The 26,794-nt window shown below is 69.0% G+C and carries 26 protein-coding genes and 7 pseudogenes; 14 read left to right on the top strand and 19 right to left on the bottom strand.

Features of this window, described 5'->3' with window-relative positions; genetic code table 11:
* Positions 1 to 364: 364 nt before the first annotated feature.
* Complete coding sequence (locus IF09_RS0137135) at positions 365 to 1,228, bottom strand: flavin monoamine oxidase family protein (RefSeq protein ID WP_158710177.1); 864 nt, start codon at positions 1,226 to 1,228, stop codon at positions 365 to 367.
* Between the two features lie 248 nt (positions 1,229 to 1,476).
* Positions 1,477 to 1,866 (bottom strand): LysR family transcriptional regulator substrate-binding protein, encoded by a 390-nt coding sequence (locus tag IF09_RS0137130; protein ID WP_418953104.1) that lies wholly within the window; start codon positions 1,864 to 1,866, stop codon positions 1,477 to 1,479.
* An 11-nt stretch (positions 1,867 to 1,877) separates the two neighbouring features.
* Between IF09_RS0137130 and IF09_RS41235 the strand changes: the two are divergent.
* Together IF09_RS41235 and IF09_RS0137120 are read left to right on the top strand one after the other, a co-directional pair.
* A pseudogene (locus IF09_RS41235) lies at positions 1,878 to 2,271 on the top strand (zinc-binding dehydrogenase); the annotation flags it as partial.
* 306 nt (positions 2,272 to 2,577) lie between these two features.
* Positions 2,578 to 2,871, top strand: coding sequence for a hypothetical protein (locus IF09_RS0137120; RefSeq protein WP_030303591.1), 294 nt, complete (start codon positions 2,578 to 2,580; stop codon positions 2,869 to 2,871).
* 817 nt (positions 2,872 to 3,688) lie between these two features.
* On the opposite strand, the gene IF09_RS0137115 is transcribed toward IF09_RS0137120, so the two are convergent.
* The 6 genes and pseudogenes from IF09_RS0137115 to IF09_RS0137090 form a co-directional block, all read right to left on the bottom strand.
* Positions 3,689 to 4,372 carry a GNAT family N-acetyltransferase gene (locus IF09_RS0137115; RefSeq protein ID WP_037637049.1) on the bottom strand — a complete coding sequence of 228 codons (684 nt, stop codon included), beginning with the start codon at positions 4,370 to 4,372 and terminating at the stop codon, positions 3,689 to 3,691.
* A gap of 204 nt (positions 4,373 to 4,576) precedes the next feature.
* Positions 4,577 to 4,861 (bottom strand): annotated as a pseudogene (locus tag IF09_RS44110) (HNH endonuclease); the annotation flags it as partial.
* A 452-nt stretch (positions 4,862 to 5,313) separates the two neighbouring features.
* Positions 5,314 to 7,443, bottom strand: a complete 2,130-nt coding sequence (locus IF09_RS0137100) for a pentapeptide repeat-containing protein (protein WP_234321303.1) — start codon at positions 7,441 to 7,443, stop codon at positions 5,314 to 5,316.
* 239 nt (positions 7,444 to 7,682) lie between these two features.
* A complete protein-coding gene (locus IF09_RS0137095) occupies positions 7,683 to 8,378 on the bottom strand; it encodes a hypothetical protein (RefSeq protein ID WP_158710176.1) in 696 nt (231 codons plus the stop codon).
* 7 nt (positions 8,379 to 8,385) lie between these two features.
* Positions 8,386 to 8,676, bottom strand: a complete 291-nt coding sequence (locus IF09_RS44100; RefSeq protein ID WP_234321302.1) for a DUF4913 domain-containing protein — start codon at positions 8,674 to 8,676, stop codon at positions 8,386 to 8,388.
* Positions 8,677 to 8,981: 305 nt separating this feature from the next.
* Positions 8,982 to 9,413 (bottom strand): GNAT family N-acetyltransferase, encoded by a 432-nt coding sequence (locus IF09_RS0137090; protein ID WP_078613699.1) that lies wholly within the window; start codon positions 9,411 to 9,413, stop codon positions 8,982 to 8,984.
* Here IF09_RS0137090 and IF09_RS48385 point away from each other — a divergent pair.
* Positions 9,396 to 9,514: pseudogene (locus tag IF09_RS48385) on the top strand (XdhC/CoxI family protein); the annotation flags it as partial. The gene IF09_RS0137090 and the pseudogene IF09_RS48385 overlap by 18 nt on opposite strands.
* A 13-nt stretch (positions 9,515 to 9,527) precedes the next feature.
* Here the strand turns inward: IF09_RS48385 and IF09_RS0137085 are convergent.
* Positions 9,528 to 9,968 carry a hypothetical protein gene (locus tag IF09_RS0137085; RefSeq protein WP_030303583.1) on the bottom strand — a complete coding sequence of 147 codons (441 nt, stop codon included), beginning with the start codon at positions 9,966 to 9,968 and terminating at the stop codon, positions 9,528 to 9,530.
* A gap of 161 nt (positions 9,969 to 10,129) precedes the next feature.
* Complete coding sequence (locus IF09_RS0137080; RefSeq protein WP_234321301.1) at positions 10,130 to 10,846, bottom strand: ankyrin repeat domain-containing protein; 717 nt, start codon at positions 10,844 to 10,846, stop codon at positions 10,130 to 10,132.
* A gap of 1,439 nt (positions 10,847 to 12,285) precedes the next feature.
* On the opposite strand from IF09_RS0137080, the gene IF09_RS0137075 reads away from it, so the two are divergent.
* Positions 12,286 to 12,744: a hypothetical protein gene (locus IF09_RS0137075; RefSeq protein WP_158710175.1), complete on the top strand. Its 459-nt coding sequence runs from the start codon at positions 12,286 to 12,288 to the stop codon at positions 12,742 to 12,744.
* 422 nt (positions 12,745 to 13,166) lie between these two features.
* On the opposite strand, the gene IF09_RS48710 is transcribed toward IF09_RS0137075, so the two are convergent.
* Together IF09_RS48710 and IF09_RS0137055 are read right to left on the bottom strand one after the other, a co-directional pair.
* On the bottom strand, positions 13,167 to 13,361 hold the full coding sequence (locus IF09_RS48710; protein ID WP_418953103.1) for a phosphotransferase: 195 nt from the start codon (positions 13,359 to 13,361) through the stop codon (positions 13,167 to 13,169).
* Between the two features lie 248 nt (positions 13,362 to 13,609).
* Positions 13,610 to 14,047, bottom strand: a complete 438-nt coding sequence (locus IF09_RS0137055) for a hypothetical protein (protein ID WP_030303570.1) — start codon at positions 14,045 to 14,047, stop codon at positions 13,610 to 13,612.
* An 87-nt stretch (positions 14,048 to 14,134) separates the two neighbouring features.
* Here IF09_RS0137055 and IF09_RS47720 point away from each other — a divergent pair.
* Positions 14,135 to 14,236: pseudogene (locus IF09_RS47720) on the top strand (hydrophobic protein); the annotation flags it as partial.
* Between the two features lie 270 nt (positions 14,237 to 14,506).
* Here the strand turns inward: IF09_RS47720 and IF09_RS0137045 are convergent.
* Positions 14,507 to 15,571: an alpha/beta hydrolase family protein gene (locus IF09_RS0137045; RefSeq protein WP_030303569.1), complete on the bottom strand. Its 1,065-nt coding sequence runs from the start codon at positions 15,569 to 15,571 to the stop codon at positions 14,507 to 14,509.
* A gap of 114 nt (positions 15,572 to 15,685) precedes the next feature.
* Between IF09_RS0137045 and IF09_RS41220 the strand changes: the two are divergent.
* The 3 genes and pseudogenes from IF09_RS41220 to IF09_RS41215 form a co-directional block, all read left to right on the top strand.
* Positions 15,686 to 16,320, top strand: a pseudogene (locus tag IF09_RS41220) (GNAT family N-acetyltransferase).
* 35 nt (positions 16,321 to 16,355) lie between these two features.
* Complete coding sequence (locus IF09_RS0137035) at positions 16,356 to 17,201, top strand: PaaX family transcriptional regulator C-terminal domain-containing protein (RefSeq protein ID WP_051833554.1); 846 nt, start codon at positions 16,356 to 16,358, stop codon at positions 17,199 to 17,201.
* Positions 17,202 to 17,317: 116 nt separating this feature from the next.
* A pseudogene (locus IF09_RS41215) lies at positions 17,318 to 18,094 on the top strand (IS110 family transposase); the annotation flags it as partial.
* 730 nt (positions 18,095 to 18,824) lie between these two features.
* On the opposite strand, the gene IF09_RS0137025 reads toward IF09_RS41215, so the two are convergent.
* Complete coding sequence (locus IF09_RS0137025) at positions 18,825 to 19,922, bottom strand: hypothetical protein (protein ID WP_030303565.1); 1,098 nt, start codon at positions 19,920 to 19,922, stop codon at positions 18,825 to 18,827.
* Positions 19,923 to 20,069: 147 nt separating this feature from the next.
* Between IF09_RS0137025 and IF09_RS44090 the strand changes: the two are divergent.
* Positions 20,070 to 20,213, top strand: a pseudogene (locus IF09_RS44090) (IS630 family transposase); the annotation flags it as partial.
* 874 nt (positions 20,214 to 21,087) lie between these two features.
* Entirely contained in the window at positions 21,088 to 21,300 is a 213-nt protein-coding gene (locus IF09_RS0137005; protein ID WP_158710174.1) for a hypothetical protein, read from the top strand.
* A gap of 114 nt (positions 21,301 to 21,414) precedes the next feature.
* On the opposite strand, the gene IF09_RS0137000 is transcribed toward IF09_RS0137005, so the two are convergent.
* Positions 21,415 to 21,804, bottom strand: coding sequence for a hypothetical protein (locus IF09_RS0137000; RefSeq protein ID WP_030303559.1), 390 nt, complete (start codon positions 21,802 to 21,804; stop codon positions 21,415 to 21,417).
* A 181-nt stretch (positions 21,805 to 21,985) separates the two neighbouring features.
* Positions 21,986 to 22,426 carry a hypothetical protein gene (locus IF09_RS47715; RefSeq protein ID WP_234321300.1) on the bottom strand — a complete coding sequence of 147 codons (441 nt, stop codon included), beginning with the start codon at positions 22,424 to 22,426 and terminating at the stop codon, positions 21,986 to 21,988.
* A 202-nt stretch (positions 22,427 to 22,628) separates the two neighbouring features.
* Between IF09_RS47715 and IF09_RS0136990 the strand changes: the two genes are divergently transcribed.
* Positions 22,629 to 23,621, top strand: coding sequence for a DUF4344 domain-containing metallopeptidase (locus tag IF09_RS0136990; RefSeq protein WP_199920536.1), 993 nt, complete (start codon positions 22,629 to 22,631; stop codon positions 23,619 to 23,621).
* Between the two features lie 103 nt (positions 23,622 to 23,724).
* On the opposite strand, the gene IF09_RS46100 is transcribed toward IF09_RS0136990, so the two are convergent.
* On the bottom strand, positions 23,725 to 23,874 hold the full coding sequence (locus tag IF09_RS46100) for a hypothetical protein (RefSeq protein ID WP_158710173.1): 150 nt from the start codon (positions 23,872 to 23,874) through the stop codon (positions 23,725 to 23,727).
* 83 nt (positions 23,875 to 23,957) lie between these two features.
* Here IF09_RS46100 and IF09_RS0136975 point away from each other — a divergent pair, with 83 nt between their 5' ends.
* The gene (locus IF09_RS0136975; RefSeq protein WP_324606892.1) at positions 23,958 to 24,407 is read left to right on the top strand and encodes a DUF2326 domain-containing protein; all 450 of its coding nucleotides are present in this window, start codon (positions 23,958 to 23,960) and stop codon (positions 24,405 to 24,407) included.
* 278 nt (positions 24,408 to 24,685) lie between these two features.
* Here IF09_RS0136975 and IF09_RS46605 read toward each other — a convergent pair whose 3' ends face one another.
* Complete coding sequence (locus IF09_RS46605; protein ID WP_051833552.1) at positions 24,686 to 24,985, bottom strand: hypothetical protein; 300 nt, start codon at positions 24,983 to 24,985, stop codon at positions 24,686 to 24,688.
* A 227-nt stretch (positions 24,986 to 25,212) separates the two neighbouring features.
* On the opposite strand from IF09_RS46605, the gene IF09_RS0136965 reads away from it, so the two are divergent.
* Positions 25,213 to 25,860, top strand: a complete 648-nt coding sequence (locus IF09_RS0136965) for a LysE family translocator (protein ID WP_030303552.1) — start codon at positions 25,213 to 25,215, stop codon at positions 25,858 to 25,860.
* Positions 25,861 to 26,255: 395 nt separating this feature from the next.
* On the top strand, positions 26,256 to 26,423 hold the full coding sequence (locus IF09_RS46095; protein WP_158710172.1) for a hypothetical protein: 168 nt from the start codon (positions 26,256 to 26,258) through the stop codon (positions 26,421 to 26,423).
* 32 nt (positions 26,424 to 26,455) lie between these two features.
* Here IF09_RS46095 and IF09_RS44080 read toward each other — a convergent pair.
* The coding region (locus IF09_RS44080) for a transposase (RefSeq protein WP_234321299.1) at positions 26,456 to 26,794 on the bottom strand (339 nt) is incomplete at its 5' end.

Genomic DNA, 26,794 nt, shown 5'->3' with positions numbered 1-26,794 from the left:
GAACCCCACTGCCGAACTTCCCGGTGCGCGCGCCCGCAGCCGACGCCTTCACCGAGGTGCTGCTCACTGACTTCACTGCTGGGTACTGCGTACTGCGTACTGCACTTACGGGTACTGCCACTGCGTCAACTGCGGTACTGCTCACGGCGGCCCTTGATCACTGCGGGCCCCCCGGTCCGGTCGTCAGTCCCGTCACCGTCCTGCAACAAATCTGGCTTCGAAACTCCACCACCGCACCGTCCTGCGCACTGCAACTACGGGAACTGCGGTACTGCGAGCACTACTGCCCGGCAGTTCGTCCCTGCCGGGCCCTGCGGTCTCTCTGCGTTACGAGAGAAACCATAACCACGCCACCGCCCAATGTCTACTCCGGTCGACATAGATATTCGCGTGTTCGACAGTGAGGTAATCGGGTGTCGATGAAGGACCGCCACGCCTTCGCGGAGTCGGCGCCTGCGAAGAACAGCCGTCCCTCGGTGGTGCGCAGGTCGGGAAGGACTTTGGCGAGCTGTCCGGGCCGGTAGATGCACCAGGTGCCCAGGGCGAGGGGGTCGTCGTTCCAGTCCCATCCGGCGATGGATTCGACCTCGACTCCGGGCAGGAGCGGCTGGAGTGCTTCCTGCATGCCGTCGGTGTCGTCGAAGGCGGTCATGTGTAGGCGGTCGGGGTTGGCGGAGAACACGATCAGCCAGGTCCCCTGCGTGCCGCGGTGGTAGGTCACCGCCCAGTTGACGGCCTGGGCTTCGGGGGCGAGCACGCTGACGTTGCCGATGTCGCCCTTCACCTTCACGAAGGACTTCCTGCCGGCGCCCGCGTGCCGCTCCTGCGATGCGGTCCGCTTGGCCTGGGACAGGGGCGGCTCGAACTCCACGCTGTTCAGCACGTTCATGGGCAGGGCGATCAACGCGGCCGGTGCCTCGAGGGTGTCGCCGCCTTCGAGCTCGACGCGCACCCCGCCACCGTTCTGGACGACGCGCCGGACGGTGGAGTTCAGGCGGATCTCGGCAAGGTTCGCCTGGCCGGCGATGGACTCGACAAGCTCGCGGGTGCCCTTCACCAGCTTCGTGGCCGACAAGGCGGCCAGCATCTGGGGCACGTCCCAGCCCGACAGGGCGTAGGTGCGGAAGAACTCGGTGGCCGCTGACTGGTCGAGCGGGCCGAACGCGAGGAGGCAGCACATGCCCTCCACCCAGCCGGAGGTTGTCCATCCCGGCCCGACACGGTTCAAGCGGGCGTTCAGACGCGGCGACCGTCACATGGCATGCGTGGCCGGGAGCACCGACGACTGCGGCCCGGACAGGGTACGAAAAGACGGCCAGCGGCGAGGGAGGGCTGGCCTCGTGCGCAAGGCCGGCCGACTGCCGGGCCCGAGTGGGGCCGGGCGCCGTACCCCGCCGTCACGAATGACGGGTGCGTGAGGCGAGCGCACCACCGGGAATGGTGCAGTTCAGCGCCAAGCGGGTCGGCCGGTCCCGGTCAGGCTGCCACTCTGGTCAGGACGGCTTTGGCCGCCAGCCGGAGATTCCTGATCATCGGATTCGGGTCGCCCTTGCGGCTGACCAGGACGACCTGGGCGGGGGGAGCTCCCTCGATCGGGAGGGTGACGAGGTTGTGACGCAGTGAACTACGCCGATCGCCGACCGGTAGCACGGCGATCGCCCTGCCACTCGCGACAAGTTCGAGCTTGTCCTCGTAGCTCTCGATCGGCGCCACGCCGGCCCCGAGGATCCGGTAGGAACTCCAGTCCGCGGTCTCGAACGCGCATGGCGCCGCCTCCTCGCCGACCAGTTCTTCCGCGGTCACCGACGCGCGGTCTGCCAAGGGATGGCCGCGCGGAACCACGAGCATCCGGGGCTCCTCGTACAGCGGGGTGGTGAGAGCAGTTCCTGCGCAAGCTCGGCGCCGACGAGTTCATCGACTACACCAGCACGCAGGCCGCGGACGTGGTCAGCGGCGTCGACCTGGTGATCGACACCGTCGGTGGCCCGGACAGCTCACGCTTCCTGACCGCGCTCAAGCGCGGCGGCACCATGCTTCCGGTGTTCTTCGCCCAGTACGACCCGGAAGAGACGGCGAGTCTGGGCATCACAGTCTCGAACATTCAGGTGCGTTCCAACGGCCCTCAGCTCGCCGAGATCGCGCGCCTGCTCCACGAGGGCAGGCTCCACGTCGGGGTGGACAGCACCTACCCGCTGCCCGAGGCCGGCAGCGCACATGCGAGCCGCGCAGGGCCACCTCCAAGGCAAGATCGTGCTGACAATGATTTCGTGATCGCCGAACGCCAACAGGAATCGATGTTCACCCGCTCCAGCAGTTGGCTCCGGCGTGCGCGTAGCTCCCTCGGAAGGACACGAGGGACACTCACCCGCGGCGTCGCAGCGTGTCACTGACTGCCCCTCATACCCCTTGTGAGCTGTTAATTTACCGGCCCGGTTCGGTGACACCGAGGTGACGCCGATCAGTGAAGGCAGATGACCGATTCCCCGTCGCGCTGTCGTGTTCGTCTGACACTCCCTGCGTCCCTACGGTCCGGCGGCACTGCGAGCCGGGGCAGATCTTGACGCTTAAGATCCCGGAATGGAAATCGAACTGTCTGATGACGTACTGGACGAACTGATCGAGCTGCAGGAAGCGACCAACGAAGCGCACGCCGAGTTGACACGCCTTCAGGAGGAACTCGGCGACGCCGCCCAGTGGACCGACGAGCAGCACGTGACCTGGCGGGACGCCTGGGAAGACGCACGCGAGCCCTGGTGGCTGCTGGATACGGCTCTGGACCACTACGCGGAAACGCTCGGTCTGGACCGCAGCGCGCTGGAGGCCACGGTGCAGAAAGCGGCAGGCCACGTCCCCCTACCAGACGAAGACTGACGGCCCGCCGACGGTCGAGGCAGCCTCACGTGCTCCACCCATCAGCCCCCGCAAGGGGGGTCGGCGACACCCACGACGCCGCCCCGCTCCCCCGGCCGGCGCCCCCTCGACACGAGAGCGGCCACCACCGAACGCTGGACGAAGACATCCTCACGGAACCCCACGCCCCGGTCAGACCACTCGGCAACAGGACCGCCACGCCCTACACGCACGACAACCAACCTTCACCGGAAAGCGACAAAAGCCCTCACCAACCGAACGACACACCAGCAACGCGGTACCCAAGCCCGCCACACCCACCACCAGTGAAAAACCCGTGACGCACATCCAGTGCACATCACACGACGCCCATCATGAACGTCTCCCTCGATGGTCCGGGCCCCGGCCCCGAGCCGGGAAACCGGGCGAATGACCGAACGTCGCGTGCTGGGCACCGGCCCGCGCCCCGCCACTCCCCCACACAGCCAACGGCCGGCCGTCGGCCCGTCTCGCCTCCGAGCCGGCCTAGGCGCCACGTGCGGGGGCCGAGGGGCCCGCGGCCGCACCCTGCTCCCCCGGCCGCCGCCAACTCGGCACTGGCCCGGACACAGCCGCACACTGACCACTCGTCACCGGCCGAGGCCGGCCGACCGCTTGGGGCGGCCCGGCGGTACTGCCCCCAGAAACCGGGCACCGGGCCTCGCCCGTGCTGCACGCCGCGGGACCGCACCAACGTCACAAGGCGGAGGTGCGCCATGCGACAGCTCAGACGTTCAGTGCCTCGTTCGAGGCGATGGCCAGCCGTGCGTAAGGGCGGATCGGCCAGCGTGAGCCAGTCCTATCGGTTGGAGGGAACCACCGGCCCCCGGGCGATCAGGACGTCGGCTTCGTGGCGCCAGCCGAGGGAGGAGTAGAGGCGCTGGCCTTCCTCACTGGCGATGAGAAGACCGGTACGGGCGCCTTGGGCCACGGCGGCCTCCGCCAGAGCGCTCATCAGGGCACGGCCCAGGCCGCGTCGCCGGTGCGCCGCGTCCGTCTCGATGCGATCGGCGATCGCATCGGCGCCGACCACGGCGATGGTGCCGCGCGCCGCCACCTCTCCGGAGGAGTCATGGAGGGAGACGACCGTGACTGGTCCCTCCGTGCGGACCTCACGCTCGTACGGCGCGGCGGGCGCGTGCTGCGGGTGCTCGGTCAGATCGGTCGTCATGAACCACTCGGATCGGTGGAGCAACTCCAGTCCGGCGGCGCCGACGACGGCTTCGACGGTGCCTGGGCGCAGCGTAGGTACCGTGAGCCAGGTGGTCTGCCTCGCGGCGGCGACGGCTGCCGCCAGCCGCGCCAAGGACTCGGGCTCCTCGTCCGCACGCAGCGCGAACACCTCGACCTCGCGGCCGGGTTGGTCGCACTTCGACCGCAAGCCGTCCCAGGCGGACTCGACCGGCTCGGCCTCGGGCAGGGAACGAGCTACGGTCCAGCCGTTCAGCCAGCGTCGTATCAGCTCTGATTCGATCTTCGTCATCCGGCGATTAGAGCATGACCGCAATCGGTGGACGGGCGAATAACCATCCCCGGTCGTCCGCCGCCGCCAGGCGACGCCGCCCTCCATTTGCCGGTCGGTCTACCGGCATAGGTGGCAGGGCACGGTCACACCGAGCTCCACCCGAACGCGAAGGGCCCGCACCCTGGCAATCGGGGTGCGGGCCTTTCAGGGCGTACGGCTCGGCTACGGGGCAGGGGTGAACTCCACGTCCGTGTCTCCACACCCGGCTGCGATGTCCAGCAGCCGCTCCCGCTCCGCACCGTCCACCGCCAGACCCAGCGCAGCTTCGTCGCCGTCCACTCCGCTCCGTACCGGCACAGCGCGTCCGGCGCCGGCGGCAGCCACTCGGCCGGATCCTGATCCGCCTTGCTCCGGTTGGAGCGGGCGGTGACCGCGACCAGGGAGGACATGGCCCTGGTCGTTGGCGTAGGCCTCACGCCGCTTCGCGGTCCACGAACTGGCGCCAGCTGGCGGGGAGCGTCATTCCCGTTGTGCCATATTCCCCGCTGACGGCCTTGTGGTCCTGGGGCGCGATTGGCCCGGGGGTGAGCATGCGCTCAGTGGACGCTCGGGACCCCGCACCGGACCGCGACACGGACCGCGATGTTCGAGGGACATCCTCCTGTGGCGCATGCTGGCGGCCACCGTCATCGCGGCGGTGATCGCGTTGCCGCCCGCGCTGCTCATCGAGCAGACGATGCCTACGCCGTCGCCGCCGGCATCGCGATGCACGCCGCGTTCACCTGCCTCAAGCCCGCCAGCTCATCGACTTCTCCGGCCTCACCCTCCGCACGTACGCCGCCTTCGCCGCCGGATCGCCCACGCCCAGCACCCGGAGCCAGCCGTGTCCGGCCCTTGGGGATCGCCGGTGCGGCTGGTAGCGGCTGTGTGTTCACTTTGCTGAATGCCTGGCGGGGTGGTCAGCGTTTGATGCGCCCGCGTACGGCGAGGACTGCCAGGGCGAGGAGGGTGGGTTCGAGGAGGCGGGAGGTCATTTCGATGTAGGTGCCGGTGGTGGTCAGGTCCTGTCCGCTGGAGCGGAACACCACTGAGTTGAGCGTGACGCTCAGGGCCTTGTCGAACCGCTTGCTGGTGAACCTCTTCCCGGTGGGGTTCTGCGGATCCGCCTTGTCGATCACAAAGACGACCTTGCCCCCGCCGGCCGGAATGGTGCCGGTCGCCTTCTGCTTCGGGGAGTCCTGGGGGATCCCGAAGCCCATCAGCAAAATGATCGTCACCAGCATTGCGGCAGCGAGCCAGCCCAGAGCACGGGAGGCGCGCAGGCCGTAGCCGGAGAGCAGCCAGTAGCCATGCAGCAGGCCGCGTTCGGCGGGCGGGGTGCCCGTGCGGTCGTGGCGGCGGTTGTGGCGGCGCATCTCCATCTCGCCGAAGTAGAAGTCGGCCGCTCCCGGTTCGTTCTTGCCGTCCTCGAACGCCTTGCGCAGCTGCCGGTAGGTGGCGGCCACGTCTTCGGGATCAGGGGTCAGGTCGGTGTCGGGGTGGTGCGGTCCAGTGCGCCAGACGCGCGGTGAGGGCACCTCGCCCGGGGCTGGGGCGGGCTGATTGGCGCTGAGGGCGCGCCAGTGGTGTTCCTCGGCAAGGGTGCGCCGACGGGTCCACCGCACCGGCCATATGCCGCGGCGGTGCCAGCCGGTGGGGGCCGGGGCGAAGGTGCAGCGGCCTTCGAGGCGGAGCTGGTCGAGGTGGAAGGCCCCGACAAACAGGCATCCGGCCAGGTTGGTATCGGTCAGGACCAGGTGCGCGGCGTCCACACCCTGCACCGAAGCCACCCGCACCCCGGCGGGGCCGACCAGTCGGCTCTCGTCCACTGACCGGTCGCTGGTGGTGAAGCGGGTGGGGTGAGCATTGACCGCGACGGGGGCGGACAGCACCGCGTGGCTGAGGTCCGCTGTGGCGTAGCGCAGGCGCATCGTCGCTGTCGATTCCCACCGAGTCCGCACGCAGCGCACCTCTCGCGCTGCGATCTCCAGCGTCACCGGCACCTCGAACACCGCACCAGACAGATCAACCCCCTGACCACACACCATTGGCCCGAACCACGACAGCACCACAAACCGGGCCCCGGTGAACTCGGCATGGCCTGCGAACTGCACCCCGCCAAACCTGGCGTCCCCGGAGAACTGCACCCCGTTGAACCTGGCGTCCCTGGAGAACTGCACCCCCTCGAACCCGGCGACCCTGGAGAACTGCGCCCCGCTGAATGCGGCGTTCCCCGAGAACTGCACCGTGTCGAACCCGGCGTCCCCGCAGAACTGCGCCCTGTTGAACCCGGCGTTCCCGGAGAACTGCACCGTGCCGAACCAGGCGTTCCCGCAGAACTGCGCCCTGTTGAACCCGGCGCTCCTGGAGAACTGCACCCTGTTGAACCCGGCAAACTGGGAGAACTGCGCCCCCTCGAACCAGGCGCTCCCGGAGAACTGCACCCCGCCGAACCTGGCGTCCCCCGAGAACTGCACCCCGTTAAACCCGGCGGCCCCAGAGAACTGCGCCCCGTCGAACCCGGCGCCCCCGGAGAACTGCACCGTGTCGAACCAGGCGTCCCCGCAGAACTGCGCCCCGTTGAACCCGGCGCTCCTGGAGAACTGCGCCCTGTTGAACCCGGCGCTCCTGGAGAACCGTGCCCTGTCGAACCCGGCGTCCCCGGAGAACTGCGCCCCGTTGAACCCGGCGCTCCTGGAGAACTGCGCCCCGTTGAACCCGGCGTCCCCGGAGAACTGCGCCCAGTCGAACCTGGCGTCCCCGGAGAACTGCGCCCAGTCGAACCTGGCGTCGCCGAGGTGGGGGTTTTGGGTGGTGGGATGGCGCAGCGCGTAGAGGAGTGAGGTGAGGAGTGGTTCGGTGAAGGGGGTGCCGCGGTGGTCGATGTCAGCGCCGGGCGCCAGGCTTGCCAGGTAGGCGTTGCGGTCGGTGTCGGTCAGGTGGGCCAGGCATGCGGTGTGGCCGGGAACACGGATGCCGGGGCAACCAACGGGGTCGGTGGCAGGGTCCGCCCCGTGTGCGCAGTGCGGCCAGGGAGGCGCAGACGGCATGGGGGTCGGTGGTGTGCCCATGTGGTGGCTCCGATGGTGTGTCGTGTGACGGCGGGGAGAGCGCCAGGCGTTGCGTCCCGGTCAGGTCCTGCCGCCGCGGAAGGGGTTGTTCGCCGTGTACGGGTTGTCGCCGGTTTCCCCGCGGCGGTGACGTTCGGCCTGATGGGCGGTCAAGGCGGTCTCGGCCTGGCGGATGGACTGGGCCGGGATCCCCGTACGGGCACGGAACGCTGCGAAGGTCAGATCCGGTGCAGCCCGGCGCCGGCGCCGCTCCTCCCGCGGCTCATCGCGGATACGAACCTGATCAAGATCCTCAACGCTGCGGGCCGGGCAAGCTCGTCAATGTCGTAGGCGATACGCCGCAGCACGGCCGCCACACGCGGACGACCGACCACCACCGGGTACCGGTCCGGGAAATCGGCCTCCGGCCGCAGATTCACCACCAGCGGGAAACTCTCCCGCTCCAGGTGGTCGATCCACTCCGCGCACCGGCGGATCCACCCAACCTCGGCTACCAGGCGCCCGGCCACATCCACGCGCCCCTCGTCTACCGGGCGCCCGGCCACATCCACGCGCCCCGACAGCTCCTCGTCCTCACTGCCCTCCGGGTCCTCCGGGGCCGGCCAGCCCGCCGCCCGCGGCTCACCCAGTACGGCCTCCATCACGTCCGCCGAGGTGTCCTTGGTGGGCCGGTGCACTCGCGTCGGCGACAGACCGGCCGCCTCAGCGGCCTTCCGTACCGACAGCCCCTCGGCCCGCGCCGAGGCCAGCGTCCAGTCCCGTTCCCGCTCGGCCTGCTCCAACCGCCACGCGGCCCGCCGCACACGCGCCAGCACCCGCCGCTCCCAACGAAACCGTCCCAGCCAGTGACTCCCCACCAGCCCAGCCTGCCAGCCCAGCCACGGCGGCACTGGTGGGTTCAGCAAACTGAACACCCAACCGCTACTCGTGGCGACGCTGTTCCCCGAGGGCCTGTTCGTACGGGACGCACGGCGGGCCTGGCCGGTCCCTACCCGTGCCCGGCAGCCTCCCGTCACTCTGGGCGCATCGCCAAGCGCTGGGCACGATGCCGGGCATCCGGTGGTCGACCTGGTGCTCGCCCTTGATGCAGCCCGCGAACGGGCCGTTCGACGGTCGCAGTTCCCGCAGGCAGGGGTCCAGGTGGTCGCGGTGCCACACGCTGAGCCCGGTCGGGTGACCGGGTCGGTGAGCTCCTGCCACGCCAGCCAGCATGCCTGGAGGCGTGCGATCGCTACAGGATGCTCGAACTAGTTGGGGCACCAGCGGGCGTCGGAGGACGGCTCCGCAAGGTAGCCGGGTACGAGGACCCCTTCCACCCACTCAATCAGGGCGTAGAACCGCCCCTGCGACGTATCGAAGGGTTTCCCCGGTAGGCGGCCTCAAGGGCGCCAGGCCTGTGGGCACCGCCACCTCGTCCGCAGCACCGAGGCGCCGCTGGCGGTGGAGATGCGCAGAAGCCATCAGTCATATCGCACGGTGCTGGGCCGGCGGATCCGAAGGATTGCTCCGCGCCGTCGCTACGGGCCGGTCAGGACAGCAGGCGGACGCGGGCCACTCAGTGGGCACCTATCAGGCCGACGCAAGCCACGACCAGGGCGACAGCCATCCAGGCCAGCGGTGGTGAAAGCGAAGGCGACGACCTGCGTGGCGGCGTTGGTGGCGTAGCCGTTGCCCCAGGTGTCCTCGCGCAGGATGTAGCTGATGGTTCCCATGACAGGCGAGCGTCGTCGCAGGGCGATGAGGCCGATCATCTCGTCGGCGGCGAGGATGCCCCAGCTCCACTGCGCCCTCGGCGTCTCGGCCGCCCGTGCAAGGGCGCTGCAGATCTTCTCCTGGGCCTGGTCGAGGGGCGGTGGCTTGCCGGTGGTGTACGGACCCGAGGCTCCGCTGTAGATGCGGGTGAGGGCGGGGGCGTTGCCGAGGGTCAGGGCGCGGAGATCGTCGCCCACCGCCGGGGTGCGGCAGCGGGGTGTCCCTGACGGGTGCGCACACCCCGATTCACTACGCCACGGCGACCCGGCAGGCGCGGCATATCGGCTCGGCCGCCTGAGAGTCGTCGTCGCTCAGGCCTTCCTGAGCAGCTGGGTCGCCGCGCGGCCGAACATGAGGCGGGCCGTCCGGTTCAGGACGCTGTCGAAGAGGCGGGGCAGGAAGCGGATGCGCAGTTCCTCCCGCCACACCACCCGGCTGTGGCCCCCCGGGCCTGGCCGGACCTCGATCTCCGCCCAGCCCAGGACGATCCGGCCGCGCTTTTCCAACCGGCACAGGCCAGGCTCGTCGCCCACCGGCGGCCGCCAGACCGTCACCTCCATGACGTCGTCGACGGTCACCGGTCCGACGCCCGACCGGGCCACGAAACGCGTTCCCTTGCGGGTCGGCGGCACGGTGAGGACCTCGATCCTGGTCAGCGGGACCACGTCGGCGTGGCGGGGCCATTCCGTCAGCCTGCGCCACGCCTCCGCGGGGGCGAGCGGGGGCGTGCGTTCGAGGAAAAAGGTGGGCACGGCACGAGCGTAGGGAATCGGCGCCGTCCACTGCGTAACGACGGGAAGCAAAGCGATCCCGGACAGTCCGGTCCCGTCATAGCTGCCCAGTACAAACCAAGCACCGCCTCATGAGGACAGCCTCTGCGGCCCATGGACCAAGCCCGGCGTAGCACGCAATTTCACTGACCAGCTGCATCAAGATCCGCGGCGCGCAGGGCATTGATGACGGCAGCGTACTTCGCTACGCCCTCCGGAGACTCATTCCCACGCGCGTATGCCCTACTCAGGGCCTCCGCCGTTGACGTCGCACCGCGGGCAAGCAGTTGGCGCACCATCTCCACCTGTCCGCCCGCGGCCGCCCACTCCAGAGGTGTCCAGCCCTTCATCAAACCGTTGACATCCGCCCCCCGGTCCAGAAGCAGGTCCACGATCTCCCGGCCCCGCTCCCCGTCCGGTACCACCACCAGCGGCAGCCAGCTCATCTTGCCCTGGGCACAGCTCGGGGCCCCAGCATCGAGCAGGGCACGCACCACCGAGGTGTGCCCCCAAGTCACCGCCTGGAGCAGCGGCGTCAACTCTTCGTACTCACCTGTCTGCTGGTGCGGATCGGCCCCTGCGGCAAGGAGGAGACGCACGATCTCAACATGCCCCGCCTTTACCGCAAGCTCCAGCGCGGTACGCCGAGCCATGTCCGGAGCGTCCACCTCGACACCCCCACCCAGCAGCCGTGCCACCGCAGCCGCATCGCCATCCTCCACAGCCCGCGTCAGCTTATTCACCATGTCGATACCCAGATCATGCCTGGCCGGCCAATCCACACTCACACGAACGACACCGAAACCGGCTCTGGCACTGATCTTGTGGTCTCGTGACGCAACGTCATCGGATTCCGTCATCCTGGGTGGCACGGACTCGGAGCTCCGCCATCCGGCGGGGCATATTCCGGCATTGCAGCGTCGTTCCCTTCTCGATACCGCTGCCGCCCTTCCCCATGCGGCCGGCTCTCCCGGCCTCGGAGTACTACGGCGGCTCCGCCCCGTCCCGGACCGATCAGCGGTCGATGCGCTCAGCCCCGGCAGCCTGCTGGAGACAGGCGGCAAGGCGAGGTGCGGGACGGTTCCCGTGTTCACTGTGGTTCGCTCGATGAAGGAGGAGCCCGACTGTGTCCCTGCGGCATCGCCACGAGTACGCCGCAGGCTTTCCTCGTGGCCTCCCGGCCAGCTTTCGTAGACCGGCCCAGGAGTTTTCAGACCACCCGAAAGGATGACCTACATACGCACCGCTACCGGCCCTGATCCGCCAGGTTCGAGCCGGAGGCACTTTAAGAGACGTAAAACGCCGGTTCCTCGCGTACTCCTCTCCATCACGCTCGCCGGGCCCGCCCCATCTGGCAGTACTGGTCACGACCCGGCTTTGTCAGGGCCGCTCTCACCCTCCCCGGCATCACCGGAACAGGCTGCCCTCAGCTTCAACCCGACTGCTGCGACAGCGGGTTGGTGCAGGTCTTCCACCTCCAGTCGAACCAACAGCGCCTCACGGCGCAAACAAGATCAGTGCCAGAGCCCCGAAACCTCAGCGGAAAACGACACCGACCTACACCAACAAAACGACACCCCCACTCAGCAACTGCGACCAGTGACGATCCCTCTCGCACCCAGTGCAGAACCCTGTCGCCAACCACTGCAGAACACGCGCCGCTCATCAAGCAAGCCAGGCAACGTGCTTTGTATCCAGCACAGATTCAGTGAAGCGGGCACAGCCGCGACTCGCTCAGCCGGTGCCGGTGGGGCCGGATCGCAGGCGAGGTGCGGGCGATCCACTGGAAACCGGCCGTATCCGCCAGGCGCGCCACCAGCGGGGAAGGGTAGAGGCCGACGACGCGGCCGTGGGCCTACCTACGGCAAAGCCCACGCCGCAGCCCTCCGCGGCGACCGGGCGCCCGCCCCCGACCTGGACGCCGAAGGCCGGCGGATCTTCGACGCGGCCGGATCGCATGAGCAGACCTCCGACTACGCCGTCCCTGGTGGCGCCTGAACGTCTTCCGCTCCCTGCTCCTGGCCCGCCTCGGCGTAGAACACGCCGCGACCGACGCCCAAGACCAGGCCCTCGCCGAACTCCCGCCAGCCTGCCTCGCTTCGCCACCCACGTGGAGCTGCACCGAGGGCTGATGCTCGCCCGCTCCGGCAACCGGGCAGGCGGCATCGCGCACGCCACCGCCGCCATGGACGACCTGCCACCGAGAAGCACAGCCTCACCCTGCGCATGCTCATGAACGAGATCCGAGCCTGACCCAGCCATGGCCGTGGGCCAGCCCTTTGCCTGGCACCATGCGGAGATGACCATCGCCATAGCCTTCTTCGTTGCACCGGACGATGCCACGGCCGCCGCAACGCGAAATCGCGGCCCCGGGCATACCATGCCATCCGTGGTCTGCAAGGACTTCTACCCAGACGACGCCGTCGTCGAATGGGAGATGTACCTGGAGGCTCCCTCTCCCGACCTCCCGCCCTGGGATGTACTCAACCAGCGGTCCTGGCCCCATTACGTCGCGCCTGTGGTCAACGACGGCTCCGGCGTCTTCGTCGTCTCCGCGCAACTGACCCATAACCTCGCCGAAGCGACACCCAGCCAGCTGTGCGGGCTCTCGGACCGCTGGACCGCGCGGCTTCGGGATGAAGACGGCGACGAGATGACCGACGACGACCCCCTGAGGGTCCTCACTGGCGTAGCGGGGCTGGCACAGCGGGCTGTTCGCAGCGCCGGCGACCTCAGGCTCTACTGCTGGCACTGCTGACGCGCAACCACACATCTCACTCTTTCCGGAAGATACCCCCTCCCGCGGCGGTGGTGCCCTCCACACCAGGACGGCCCGCACGGTCGCGGGCAGGACGCCGGCCCGAGTGATGGCGGTGATGGGGACCAGGTTCCGGGCGGTGGTGACGGTGCGGCCGGTGCCAACCTGCACGAACCCTGAGCCGGCCGTTGGGCTCGCCCTCGTCCAGCTCGGAGCGCGCCCAGGCCGGAGGCCGCAGCCCGACTCCCGGACCGCAGCGGATCGTCGCCATCGTCGTATCTTCCTCGCTCTCCTTCAACCGCTCCGACCCGGGTCCGTGCTGGAGAGCCTGCAGGGGTACCCCTTGGCCGCGGTCTAACGGTCGCCCCTCGCAAAGCAGGTCAAGGAGAAGTGCGGAGTGCGCGGCTGTGGGGTCGACCTGGTCAGGGAGGCAGCGGCCGGGGTTCGTCACCGTCGATCCAGCGGTAGACCGACCAGAGCAGGAGGAAGACGTCGGTGGGCGTCCCGGCGTGGACGGGCTCGGGGATGGGACACGAGAGGAGGGGCGCCAGGCGAGGAAGCCACTCCTGTTCCTTCCGCACGGACTGCCCATTGTCGGCGGTTCGTGGGAGTCGCACGAGCAGGTCATCGCCCAGCCGTTACATGATGTTGTCCGTGCCTGCGCCTGCCAGCGACAACGGGAGGGCGGCCCACTCGGGGCGCTGCGCCTTCAGCAGTGATCGGACCAGCGTCTCGTCGACCGGGATCTCATTCTCGTGAAGCGTTACGTGGGAAGTCTCATCGCGGATGGAACCGCGCGCCAGTGACTTCATCAACGTCGGAGCAGCCGACGTGAGATGGGGCTGAGCACACGACGACCGCGCCGTCACTCCATGCGGCCCCTGGCCGTGCGGAGCAGGTCGAGGGCGGAGGCGGCGGTGACCTCCGATCCGTCGATCCGGTTGCTGTAGCCCGCGATGCGCAGGCAGTGGCCGTGGTACGGACCCCCGATGACCACACGTCCGTTGTCGTCGATCTTGTACGCGTCGGCGTCGATCTCCGGCGCGGGCTGCGATTTCGGTTCGGTGCAGTACGTCCCGGCGGTGTCCGACCTGAAGGAGACCGTCCAAAAATCCTGGGGGGACTTCGGGGGCCGGTAGCGGCACTCGAACCCGTTCGGTCCTTCCGAGCCCGCCGCCACGAGCGGAACGCCGACCGACTTCTCCACCACGGCCTTGGGCAGCATGTCGCAGGGGCGTTTCCAGGAGACGGGCGCCTCGTCGCCGCCGCTGCCGCACCCGGTGAGCACGAGCAATGCGCCCATCGCCAAGGCACTCACCCGACGCCCGGTCAAAGCGCCTCGCGTATCGAACGGCCGTCCGGGCACAGGGTGTTCCGGAGGTTCGGAGCCATGGTCCCCCTGCTTCTGGTCCTGCTGCTCGCACTGATTCTCTTCGGCGCCGGTTTCGCGGTCAAGATCCTGTGGTGGGTCGCGATCGCCGTCCTGGCCATCTGACTGCTCGGCTTCGCGGCCCGTCCGAAGGGGAGCAGCGGCCGCTGGTACCGCTGGTAGTGCGTGGCCTGCACCCGGAGTTGAGGGCGGTCCGTTCTTCCCAAGCCGCCACCGGGCAGGGCACCGGAAGGGGTCCGGTATGGCCCCTTGTCCGCGCGGTTTGTGTGACGACGCAGCTCAGTTGGCGAATGGTGTCGGCGTACGCTTCAAAGTGCACCGGGCGGTACACGCGAACGTGCACCATGCGTCATGGCCGATCTTGCTGGACCGTCACGGAGTGGCATTGCTGCCTCGGTCGAGATCCTTGAGGAACTGTCGTTGGCCATCCAGGAATCCGTCCGCGAAGAGCGAGCGGGGCGAGAAGAGCGCAGTGAGCGTGATCTTGAGGTCCGACTGCTCGATGGACTGCTTGAGAAATGAATGGGTCGCGTCCGGATAGCGCTTGGCCGTCAATGCACCGCCTGCGTCCAGCACCTCGCGGTAGATGCGCTCCGTGTCGACGGTGTCTACGTTGATGTCATGACCCGCGAGGGCCAGCAGCACCGGTACGCCGCGCAGGGCGCGAAGGTCTTGCGTGGCGTCCGCGGTGTAGTTCTTGGAGACGAAGCCCCAGCGATCGGCGGTCATGCCGTCCGCGTCGCCGCCCATGGCCTTGACGTACTCCTCGAAGGTCGCGTGGCGTTCCAGCAGCCGTCGGGTGGTGTCGCTCTTGGCGATCGCCTCGTTGGTACGGCCTGCTGACGCGCCGTCGGCGCGCAGCTCGGCGAGGAGGTTGTAGCGGCCCTGCTGGAGCCAGTTGATCGCGGGCGAGACGGCGATGACGAAGCTCACGGGCGTCTTGGCGGCGACCTTCGGCAGGACCCAGCCCGCCTGGCTGGCGCCCCAGAGCCCGATCCGGTCGCCGTCGATGTCCGGACGGGCGCGCGCCCAGGCGATGGCGGCGGCCGCCTCGTCGGCCCGGTCGTCCATGGACTGGCCGAGCCAGTTCCCGGGCGCGCCCGCGACGCCGGGCTTGTCCCAGGACAGAGAGGCGTAGCCAGCCTTGGCGTTCGCTTCCCACAGGGGCTTGTACCCGTCGTCATGGGTGGCGTCGACGGGGCCGTCGCCGTGGACGTACACGACCAGGCCGTGGTGCTTGCGGCCGTCCTTGGGGGTGGCCAGTACTCCGTTGAGGGTGTGGCCGCCGTGGCGGATCGATACCCGCTGCTCGTCCATGGCGTAGGAGTGCTGCCACAGCACCACACCGACGAGACCGGCGGCCACGGCCAAGGCCGTGACGAGTGACCACACGGCTATGCGGAGCCCGCGCCTTCGGGGCTGGAGCTTTGGATACATGGGATCTGACCGCCTCTGTTCGGGTGAGCGAACCAGAAACTATCAGCACAAGCACGGTCGTTGTAAGAATGATAGTTTTGAGTTTCGGGTTGCAGCGAGAAAGGAGGGCACGGCATGGGACTGGACACGACGGACACCGGTACTGGGCCAGTGACGGTCCGGCGGGGCCTTCCGGCCGGCGCCGAGCGGCGGGCGGCCGAGATGTACTGGGACGCCTTCGGCCGTAAACTCGGCCCCGCCCTGAACCCGCCGGACAAGGCGGTGCCCTTCATCGCCGCCCACCTGAACGCTGATCGCGCGGTGTGCGCGCTCCTCGACGGGCGGCTCGTCGGCCTCGCCGGCTACCAGCTCGGCGGCCGTGCCCTCACCGGGGATCGGCCTCCGCCGTGCTGCGCGTGTACGGACACTTGCGGGGGCTGCCCAGACTCCTGCTCCTCGCCCTGTTCGAACGCCGCCCGGCCCCCGGACAGCTCGTCATGGACGGCATCGCCGTGGACCCGGGCGTACGCGGGCGTGGCGTCGGGAGCCTGCTCATCGAGGAAGTGGCCGCCGTCGCGGCGGAGCAGCACTGCCGGGAGATCAGACTGGATGTGATCGACACCAATCCGCGTGCCAGGGCCCTGTACGAGCGGCGCGGCTTCACGGCCGTGCGGACCGAGAACACGCCCTGCCTGCGCGGGCTGCTGGGATTCGGCGCGGTGACCACCATGCGTCGCGCCGTCGGAACGAGAGGGGCGAGAGAGCTGTGAGCGCCGAGGCGGACCACGTCGAGGTCCCCACCCGCATGCTCGTCCACGCGCTGATCCGCGAGGACGGCACCGTCGGCGCGGACGAGCTCTACACCGTCGCCAACACCCTGGGCATGAGCGACCAGCAGGTGCGGCTGTGCGTCAAACGCCTCGTGGCCGAGGGCCGGTTCACCCACGAGGGCCGTGGCCGCAAGGCGGAGCTGCACGCGACCGCGGACACCACGCGTGCCCTGGCTCCCAACGCGGACTTCCTCCGGCACGCGTTCCAGCAAGACGCCGGGCTCGCGCCCTGGGACGGTGTCTGGCACCTGGCCGCCTTCGCGGTGCCCGAATCGGCGCGCACGGCCCGGGACGCCCTGCGTGAGACGCTCGTCCACCTCGGCGGTGCCCCGCTCCAGGGCGGACTGTACGTATGCGCCAACGCCTGGGAACCATACGTCGAAGAAGCGGCCCACCGCCTCGGCGCCCATAGTGCGCTCACCCTTCTCACCACGACCGACCTGCGCAAGGGCGACACCCAAGAGCCTGTCGAACTCGCCCGCCGCCTGTGGTCCCTGCAGGAGATCGCCGACCGCTACCACCGCCTCAGCCGCCTCGCCCGGCCCCGCCTCGCCCGACTCACCGGCCCTGCCGGACTCTCCCCGTCCGCACTCCTCACCATCGCGGTCGAGCTTGCCGCCGAACTCACCCGCGCCATGGAGCCCGACCCGCTGTTGCCGCCTCAGCTCCTGCCCCAGCCCTGGCCCGGCACCCAGGCCCGGGAGCTCATCGCCCGGTGCTGGGCGGTCCTGCACGAACGAGAAGGCGGCGAAGCGCGCCCAGCCCTCTTCCGCCTCTACGCCGACATCACCCGAGAAGCTGCAGACCGGGCCGCGCGCTGAAGACGGGACAGAGGGCGTGCACTTTGATTCGTACCGACCGGTGCATGTTCGGGTGTACGCCGACAACACGGTGCCATTGCCGAGGCCATCACGGTCAACCACCTGGAAAGGGCGCGATGTTAGACACCGAAGGCGTGGGCGTCTTCCTCGGGATGGACGTCGGCAAGACCGCCCACCACGGTCACGGACTCACCCCGGCCGGGAAGAAGGTCTTCGACAAGCCGATGCCCAACAGCGAACCGAAGCTGCGGGCCGTCTTCGACAAACTCAAAGCCAAGTTCGGCACCGTCCGCAGCTGCCGGGCCGCGGCGGTGAGGTCAGGGAAACGGCCCTGGATCCTGGTCATCGTGGACCAGCCCGCATCCATAGGCGCCCTGCCTCTGACCGTCGCCCGCGACGCCGGCTGCCAGGTCGCCTACCTGCCCGGACTCGCGATGCGACGGATCGCCGACCTCTATCAAGGCGAGGCGAAGACCGATGCGAAGGACGCAGCGGTGATCGCGGACGCGGCCCGGACGATGCCTCACACTTTGCGTTCGCTGGAGCTGACCAACGAGATCACCGCCGAGCTCACGGTGCTGACCGGCTTCGACCAGGACCTCGCGGCCGAGGCCACCCGCGCGTCGATCCGGATACGCGGTCTGCTCACCCAGTTCCACCCCAGCCTCGAGCGGGTCCTGGGCCCGCGGCTGGACCACCCCGCCGTCACCTGGCTCCTCGAGCGATACGGGTCCCCGAACGCTCTGCGGAAAGCCGGCCGCCGCAGACTCGTCGAGGTAATCCGCCCGGAGGCCCCGCGGATGACAAAGAGGCTGATCGACGACGTCTTCGACGCCCTCGACGCACAGACCGTCGTGGTCCCGGGAACCGGCACCCTCGACGTGGTCATCCCGCCGAGCCCTGGAAGCCCAGATCAGCACCCTGCTGGAGGCCCACCCTAATGGGCAGCGAAGGGAGGCACCGCCAGGCCCACCCAGGCCCTTTGAGGCCCATGAAAGAGACCGCGGGCCTTGCTTCGCCTCGGGAGCGGGGGCGATAGCCCTGGTCCCACCCGGCGCCTTGAGCGCCAGCAATAGAGCGGGAGTCGGCCCCGCTCCCGAGGGTGGTTCCGATCAGGGGCCAAGGTCTATCCGCGACTGGGGTCTGCAGCGACGCCGAGCACGAAACCCTGGCCGCGCCGCGGCACGCCACCGCATTGGACAAGCCGGTCGAGCAGGGGCTGACCAAGTCCGCCGACCCGGCGGGCTGGGCAAGGACCCCTTACGCACCGAGCAACGGGCCGCCGCCCTCGCCTCGATTGATCCGGACTGGAACCCGGGCGCGCTCGGGTGGACGGTCGACTGGCAACGCCAGTACGCGGGCCTGAAAGCACGCCTAGCGGGCGGTGCGCGCCTCGCGAGCCTCGTGCCGGGGGCGACGTGGCGCGGCGAGGACATCGCCCGTTGGACGGCCGCGCAGCGCCGCGACTTCGGCCGGCTCAGCGCGGAGCAGCAACGCTGGCTTTGGTCATGAGAATGGGTTCTGGCTCAACTTCTGTGGTCTGTGACTGCGAGTGACCGGTTACGCAGCCAACCGACCGATCATGTGGCCGGTCGCGGTCTAGAAGTAGCCGGCGCGCATGTGCTAGGTGAGGTTCTCGAGGATCTCGCGCAGCCATGGGCTGCGGACGCTCGGCAGCCGGACCAGGGTGCGCCGGAACGTTCCCGAGTCTACGCGGAACGGGTGGCGGGGGCGTGTTGCGGGCGGATCGAAGTCGTCGCGGAGGACGCCGTCGGGGAGGACGCCCGACGTGGGGACGGGCAGGTCTGGCTCGGGGAAGGCCAGCCACCGCCAGACCCCGAACGGCAGGGGCACCGAGTACGCCGCCGGGGCGGGCGGGGTCCAGAGCTCTCCCGTCTGCGGATGCGTCGGCACGAGGAGGATGTCGGCGTCGCCGTCCGGAGCCGGTCGTCCGGGTCCGGCCAGGTCTGCGTACCGCGGCTGCGGACCGGCGGGCAGCATGTTGTCGAGCGTGCGTTGGAACACCTCACCGGCCAAGCCGTCCGGCACGATCACCGGGCGGCCCTTTGAGGCCACCAACAGGTGGGCGAGTGCACGGCCGGCGGCCGCCTCCCACTGCGGGCTCCAGGAACACCAGTAGTTCGACCAGTGGCCCGCCCCCATGCGCGACCCCCACCTGGCGATCGGCTCGAACGGGGGCGTGCCCTTTCCTTCCGTCATCAGCTCAGCCCAGGTGAGTGGTGCGGCGTCGACGCCGTCGGCGGGAACACGAAGCACGGCATTCGGGTCGAGCCACATCGCCTGCCAGAGCGAGCAGTCGTCGATCCGGCTCGCCACGGGCAGGGCACACTCCATGCAGGCCACGTTGGGGCCGGCGGCCCCGTCCAGGCCGCAGCAGTAGCCGCCTCCGCGGTTCTCCGGGATCAGCACGGTGCCGCGGGCATCGCCGGGCGCGATGACGATCGCGCCGGGCGCGCCGTCGGAGAGGGCATGGACCGGCGCGTAGATACCGCGGGCGGCCGTCTCATCCGGATGGATCTCCTCCCACTTCCGCCATGGTGGTCCCCAGGGCTCCGGCTCCACGGCGAACGTGCCCGACTCCATGAGGACCGGCAGCTGAGCCCCGTTCCCGTATACCTGATGGGCGTGGACCGGCAGGGCAACGTGGGACAGCGGATTGGTCAGTTCGGCGCCACACCCCGCACACACGAAAACGAACAAATGTCCTCCGCCTGGGCAACCGAGACATCGTCGCAGCTCGGCGGCAAGCAAGCCAACCAATTTCGGGCGGGCCGCAAGACAGCCATCTGTCACTCAGCGTGCGTGTCCACCGAAGTTGAGCCAGAACCCAATCTCGTGAATAAAGCCACCCGCCCGAGCGTGCTGGGCAAGCCCTTCACCCGCTGGTCCATCCGCAAGCTCGCCGATCACCTGCGCAGGAACATCGCCCGGCCCGTCCGGATCGGCCGGGAGGCGCTGAGGTGCTTACTGGCCCGCCGGGGGATCTCCTTCCTGATGGGACTCTCTGAAATTGGCCAGGGTCGCTCGTCGCCTCACTCGCTCCGCGCCTCAACTGGGTGCAGGGCTATTGCGAGCGCGAACGAGGTGGTGGAATCGGGCCGACTGCCCGTGAGGTGTGCGTTCCTCGCCGCGCGGTTGAAGACACCTGCGGCGGGCTTCGCGCTGAAGGCCCGCAGAGGCTGAAGGGCAACTGGAACGACGGCACGACTGCCGTGCGCCGGCGCGGAAAGGCCTGTACGTGCTGGACGCCCTCGTGTGGATCCGCATCGTCCGTCACGGCGGACCTCGCCGCCGTCCCCGCTCGACTACCACGGGTCCGAAACCAGGCCAACTCCGCGATCCCGTTCCTTCTTGCCTGCTCGCAGCGCTACCGCACCCTTCGCCAGGTCAGCCGCGCCGACGTCACCGAGTGGCTCGCCCAATGCGCGGCACCGCACACCGAAGCCGTCGCGCCGCGCGACATGTTCAAGGCCCTCAAGAGCGAACGGCTGTTCGCCAACCCCGCACGAGGCGTGAGCCTGGGATCCCGGCCCAGCTCGGTGCCCATGCCGCTGAGCCCCGAAACGATCCAGCGTCTGACCGCAGCCGCCGAGACCAACCCCGCCCTGAAGCTGCTGATCGCCCTCGTCGGCATCCATGCGCTCTACCCGCACCAGGCCCGAGCGCTGCCCCTGACTGCCCCATCGACTTCACCCGCGGCCGGCTCACGCTCGGCGACATCGATCAACCCTTCGACGCCTTCACCCAGCAGGCCGCCGTCGACTACATCCATCTCCGGCACCAGCGCTGGCCACATACCCGCAACCCTCACGTGTTCATCAGCTCGCAGACCGCGCACACCCGGGCCCCGGTCACAACCGGCTGGATGCAGCCTCTGCTGCGCGGCCTCCCGGTCACCGCCCAGCAACTTCGCGAGGACCGAATCCTCGCAGAGGCCGCCGTCACCGGCGGTGACCCGCAGCACCTATGCGCGGTGTTCAACATCACTCCGGAGACCGGACTCCGCTACACGCGCTTCTTCCACCCCGACCCCACGGACAGCCACGACGTATCCGGCTGCAACATGGAGACATCGTGACCGACCACCACGCTCACCGGCTCGCCGCCATCGTCGAGCTCGGCGGTGAGCTGGAGCTCCCAGCTACCCGTAACGGGCGCTTCAGGGGCGCGGTCATCCCAGAAAGCGGCGCGGTCAGCGCCGGCCGCCGCCGATGCGGCGGTCGTCGGCCAGTGCGGTCAGCGGGCCGAACTCGCGGGCAAGCTGGTTCCACGTCAGAACCTCGCCACAGCGGGCCGGGAACTCCTTCGCGTTGAACTCGGGCATGGTCCAGGTGCCAGTGCCCCGGTCCCGCAGCCACAGGTCCCCCTCACCGTCGACCACAGTCGGCGGGACCGGTACGGGCTCGGCCTGATCGGTGGGCTCCCAGGTGACCCGGCCCGGGTGGGAAACGCGGCGCAGCTCGGTGGTGGCCAGCCGCGCGGCCAAGTCACGGGTGGACTCTTCGGCGTCCTTGACCGACGCGAGTCGGAATGCGTCGTCAAGTACGGGCAGGGCTGGATTCTTGCTGCGCTTTGAACTCATACGCTGACTACCTTCGGTGGGGGGCGTCACATCCGTTATGGCACCCCGTAGAGGAACACCGTATCCGAGGCGGGAGCCGGGCCGGCTACGACCACTGTCCAGGTGGAGGCGCTGGCACACCGGGCGGTGGGGCTAGGTGGTGAGCTGGTCCTGGACGTGGCGCAACCCGTGGTGGTAGCGCTCAGATATGGCGGTCCGCGTCTGAGAAGGCGAGGCCGCCGGGGGCGAGCGGACGTCGGGCCGGGGCGGGTGCGGGCTCGGGCTCGGTCTCGCCGGGCGGCTGGCGGAAGTCGGCGCCCTGCTCGACCGGCATCAGCCGGCGCCCACCCGCCTGGGCGGGTACGGGAGCGTCGTAAGCGGGCTCGGAGAAGGCGGGCAGCGAGAGCGGTCGCCCTTCCCAGAGCCTCGGCTGGCCGGGGCCTGTCGGTTCCCCGTGCTTCCAGGGGTCGGGTTCTGGGTGCTGGATCACGAACTGGTCGGCAACGTCGTACGCCACCTCCACGAGCGCAATGCCGATGGCGCCTTCCGCGTGTATCAGGTGGTCCACCTGTTTGGGGCGGTCGTCCTCCGGAGTCGTGGGCCTGGGCAGAAACAGGAAGCGGTGCGGGTCGAGCGGCAGCATGATGTCGCTTACTGCGACGGCGCGTACCTGGTCGTCTTCGTCGGGGATCCCTGATGCTGCGGTTGTCGAACGGGTCGAACCAGGCCGCCTCCCGAAGGTCGCCCACACAGCGAACGGTCCCCCGTACGGGCGGCTCGACGGGCACCCGCCTCCGGACGGCCGGAGGATCAGTGCGGGGACACGCGACGGGAGCCGATCAAGGATGCCGAACACCGCCGGTCGCTCGAAGAGGGCGCGCATCGTCCTGTCAGGTGTGCTGCTCCTCGCCGGGGTCGTCTCGACTGGGTGCAGCGGCGAGGCCCGCGACGCCGGGCAGGGGCCTGGAGCAGGGCCCCGCCCCCAGGCGGCGCGCTCCGGCAGGGTCACCGTCGTCTACGAGGCCCAAACGGTCAAACCGGAGGACCGGGAGGCCGTGGCACTGATCCGGAACTCCCGCGTGCTGGAGCGTACGGCCGACTGGGTGAACAGATCACTCACCCTCCCGCACGACATGGTCGTAAAGGTCACCGCCGCCGTGCCGCCCGGCGTCACCGACGCCGTCACCCAGCCCGACGGCAGGACGATCTTCGTCCCGCCACCGTTCCTGACCGAGATCGAGAAGGCCCTCGCCGACGTCGTGAAGACCGTCGAACGGCCCGCCCCGTTCCCCGCGTCCGAGTACAACACCGACGACCTGACCGTGCTGTCGACCGAATTCATCTTCGGCCACGAGATGGGCCATGCCCTGCAGCGCCAGCTCCTCCTGGCCAACCTCGGTCTCGAAGAGGACGCGGCGGACGGCTTCGCGTCCTTCTATACCGTCAACGAGGTCGGGCCGGGCCCATCGCTGGCCGCCGCGATCCTCTTCGACGAGATCGCACGCAAGGAAGGCACCCCGACCCTGGAGGGAATGTCGAGCGACCACCCCATCACCCAGCAGCGGGCCTTCAACTTCCTGTGCTACCTGGAGGGCAGCGACCCAATGAAGTACCAGCAGTCCCTGGTCGACAGCGGCTATCTCCCGAAGACCCGCGCCCCCCTCTGCCCACAGGCGTGGGCGATGCTGGACTACGGCTGGTGGACCCAGCTCCAACCCCACTTCAGCACGGCGTTCAGGGCGAAGGGCGACGAGGAGCAGAAGAACGCGCACGAGCGGCTGATCGCGGAGACACAGGCTCTGGCGAAGCGCATCGACAAGATCCGCAGCGGTCAATGAGGTAAACGACGCTCACCCCGTCGATCTCATGCGCGTAGTCGCGCAGCAGGCTTCCGGGGACTATCGCGGGACCGTCCTGCCACAGCCCCCGCCCCTGGCTGGGCTAGACCGTCATGAGGCGGTAGGCGTGCTCCATCACATCGTCGGCGGTGCCTGTGATCACCCTCTCCGCGGGGGCGACGTGCGGGGTGAAGCGCTCGCGGACCCGGGGCAGGGAGAGGTCGTAGGAGATGGCCGAACCGGCGAACCACACCGGGCGAGAGCCGCCGTCCGCGCGGTCGCCGGGCAGCGCGACCGCGTACCCGACCAGGGCGCCGGCAGCAGACAGACGAAGCGATCCTGCTGTTCTCCCGGAACGCCCAGCGCCTGTACGGCGAGGGCCGCGAAGCCTACCTCGCCATCGAGGCCGGCCGGACCAGCCTCAGCATCACGCCCCGGATCGACGCCGACGACAGCCGCGGCATCAACAACGTGGTCATCTTCTGCTTCGACCTCACCCTGGCCGTCCTCGCACACCGCCACGAGCGCGGCCCTGACTTCCTCATTCACGACAGCCACCTCTACGACGGCGTCGACGAACGACAGGTCGCACGAGCCCTGGCGCTCGCAGCCGAAGTCACGGAGGAAGAGCACATGCAGTACAACGTCACCCTCAACACCGACACCCTCAGCACCGCTGCCCAGCGCGGATCCAACCCCGAACCCCACATCCGTAGGCCCCGCCTCACCGACGACGAAGAGGGCGGCCTCTTCGGCTTCCGCTTCAAAGCCGCAGGCAAGGCGTAGCGACTAGCCGATCGCACGACGCCCGTCCGGTCACGCGGCTCAACCGGCGACCATGGCCGGGCCCCCGCCGAACCAGGGCACGTCCTCCATGCTCGCGTCCAGGCGCAGACGCACGTACCGGATCGGATGCCGGTAGACGCCGCCGCGGTCGATAGAGGTGTCAGCGCTGACCTCCGCGCCGAGACCAAGTTGGACGAGGGTGGTGTCCAGGACATCGCGGATGCCCCATGCCGAGGAGAACTTCGCGCCGGTCCAGGGGTGGCCGGAGCCGGCAGGGGTCAGGTGCTCGGCGGCTGGCGGGCGGCATCGGGGCGCAGCGGGACCGTGCGGCCGATGGGGCGGAGGCGTCCGGTCGGGTCGTGGCAGCCGAGGATGAGGAGTTGGGGGCGGGTGAGGGTGCCGGTGATGGCGCCGATGATCGCTTCGGTGGTGGTTCGGCGTCTGATCTTGATCCAGGCGCGGTCGCGGGCTCCGGGCCGGTAGCGCTGGTTCATGGCTTTTACGACCAGACCTTCGACACCGGTGACGTCTGTCCGGTCCTCCAGCCACTCCCTGGCCTTGTCCGGGTCGGTGGTCATCGGGCACAGGGTCCACGGGGCGGTCAGTGCGCGGGCCGCGAAGAGGACCTCCAGGCGTCAGTCTGCTTGCTCCAGCTGTTCGCCTCCCGTCGACTTGATCGGATACCGCTATATGCGCTCGACCGTTCCTATGGTGTACGCCATTCCGTAGAGGCTACAAGAGCCTTCCTGCCCGATTTCGGGCAGGGAGTGGGAAGTTGACCACTCTCGCGTTACAGTCGCCACCCATGATCACTGCATCCGCTCTGGGGTCTTTCGCGCTGATCGTGGGGCTCCTCACCCTCACGCCCGGCCTAGACACAGCCCTCATCCTGCGCACCGCTGCACTGGGTCACCGCAGTTGCGCCTGGGGCGTCGTCCTCGGCATCCAGACGGGCACCCTCGCCTGGGGCGTGTTCAGCTCGCTCGGCATCACCGCCGTGCTGACCGCCTCCCACCTCGCCTACACGCTGCTCCGTTGGGCAGGGGCCGTATATCTGGTGTGGATGGGAAGCCGGATCCTGGCGTCGACCGTGCGCCGGCGGGCTCGGGCGGATCTCGCCCAAGACGACGCTGCGCACGAGCCGGCTGCCGACGGGAGCTTCGGGAGCGGCTGGCGCCGGGGCGCTCTGACGAACCTGCTCAACCCCAAGGTGGGCGCCTTCTACATGGCTGTCCTGCCGCAATTCATTCCGGCTGGCGCCCCGCACGTAACGACCGGCACCCTGCTGGCAGGCATGCACATCCTGCTGGGCCTGCTCTGGTCAGGCGTACTGATCGCATTCGCCCGGGTGCTCCGCGGCACCCTTCGGCGTCCCTCAGCACGCCGGACACTCGACCGCATCAGCGGCACGGTCATCGCCGGGTTCGGCGTCCACGTCGCCCTTGGCGACTGAACATGGTCGCCCCACGGCGAGTTCGGATTTTCGGCGGAGGCCCTGCATGCAGACCAAATCCCACCGAACGGGTTCGAGGTTGCATGGGAGGAGACGCCAGATGACAGGCGTGATCCAGTCCTGAGCATCGATGAAGCCATAATCACCACCAATGTCGGCTCCTCATCCTCCGCACGACATCACGCGAAGTGCAGAGAAGCCACGCTCCGACCTGCCGCTACGGGGTCGGGCGTCGCCCTTGTGCGCTGCATGCAAGGCCGCGCGGCAGGCGCAGTACGGGGGCTGAGCGTGTCCGTCCTGCCGCCCGACCTGCCTCGGCTGCGGACTCTGGCGCCTGAACGGCCCTGGTCCTGCGATCGCCTTTGGTCAACGCCGCCGATCGTTACGCTCGCGCTATGAGGCTCCACTTCACCACCGCCGTTCTCCCCGCCCCTAGCGACAGTGGTGTCATCCATGACACGGCGGCCCTGCTGATCGGCGCCGAAATGGCCGATGACATCGGCACGCTGCCCCTTCCGGGAACGGCGCACATCGTCGGTACTGACTTCGGCTTTTCAAGGTGAGGCTGGTGCGTCGAAGGTGAGGCCGGTGCCGGCTATGAAGCCGTCGAGTGTGTGGGGCCGGTATTGAAGGCGTTTGAGCCGGTTGCGGACGAGTGCTTCGAGGCGGCCGAGGGCCATAACGGCGAGGTTGGACAGGCTGCGTTTGACGTGCGCCCACACGCCTTCGACGGGGTCAGGTCCGGAGAGTAGGCGGGTAGCAGGAAGACCGTCAGCCACTCCCGCTCGGCGACAAGGTCACGCATCTTGCGGGAGACATGGGTGTTGAGCCGGTGCCAGACCAGCCCGATCGGCGCCCTGACCAGCTGATGGACACCGTCGAGCAGAGCGATGAAGTCCCGCTCGCCCATGCTGCGACGTGTTCCTTTGCCGGC

It is taken from the genome of Streptomyces katrae (assembly GCF_000717655.1).
In the GTDB taxonomy this organism is placed as follows: domain Bacteria; phylum Actinomycetota; class Actinomycetes; order Streptomycetales; family Streptomycetaceae; genus Streptomyces; species Streptomyces katrae_B.
The sequence above is the reverse complement of the archived record's forward strand: the minus strand, read 5'-3'. Positions and strand labels throughout refer to the sequence as shown.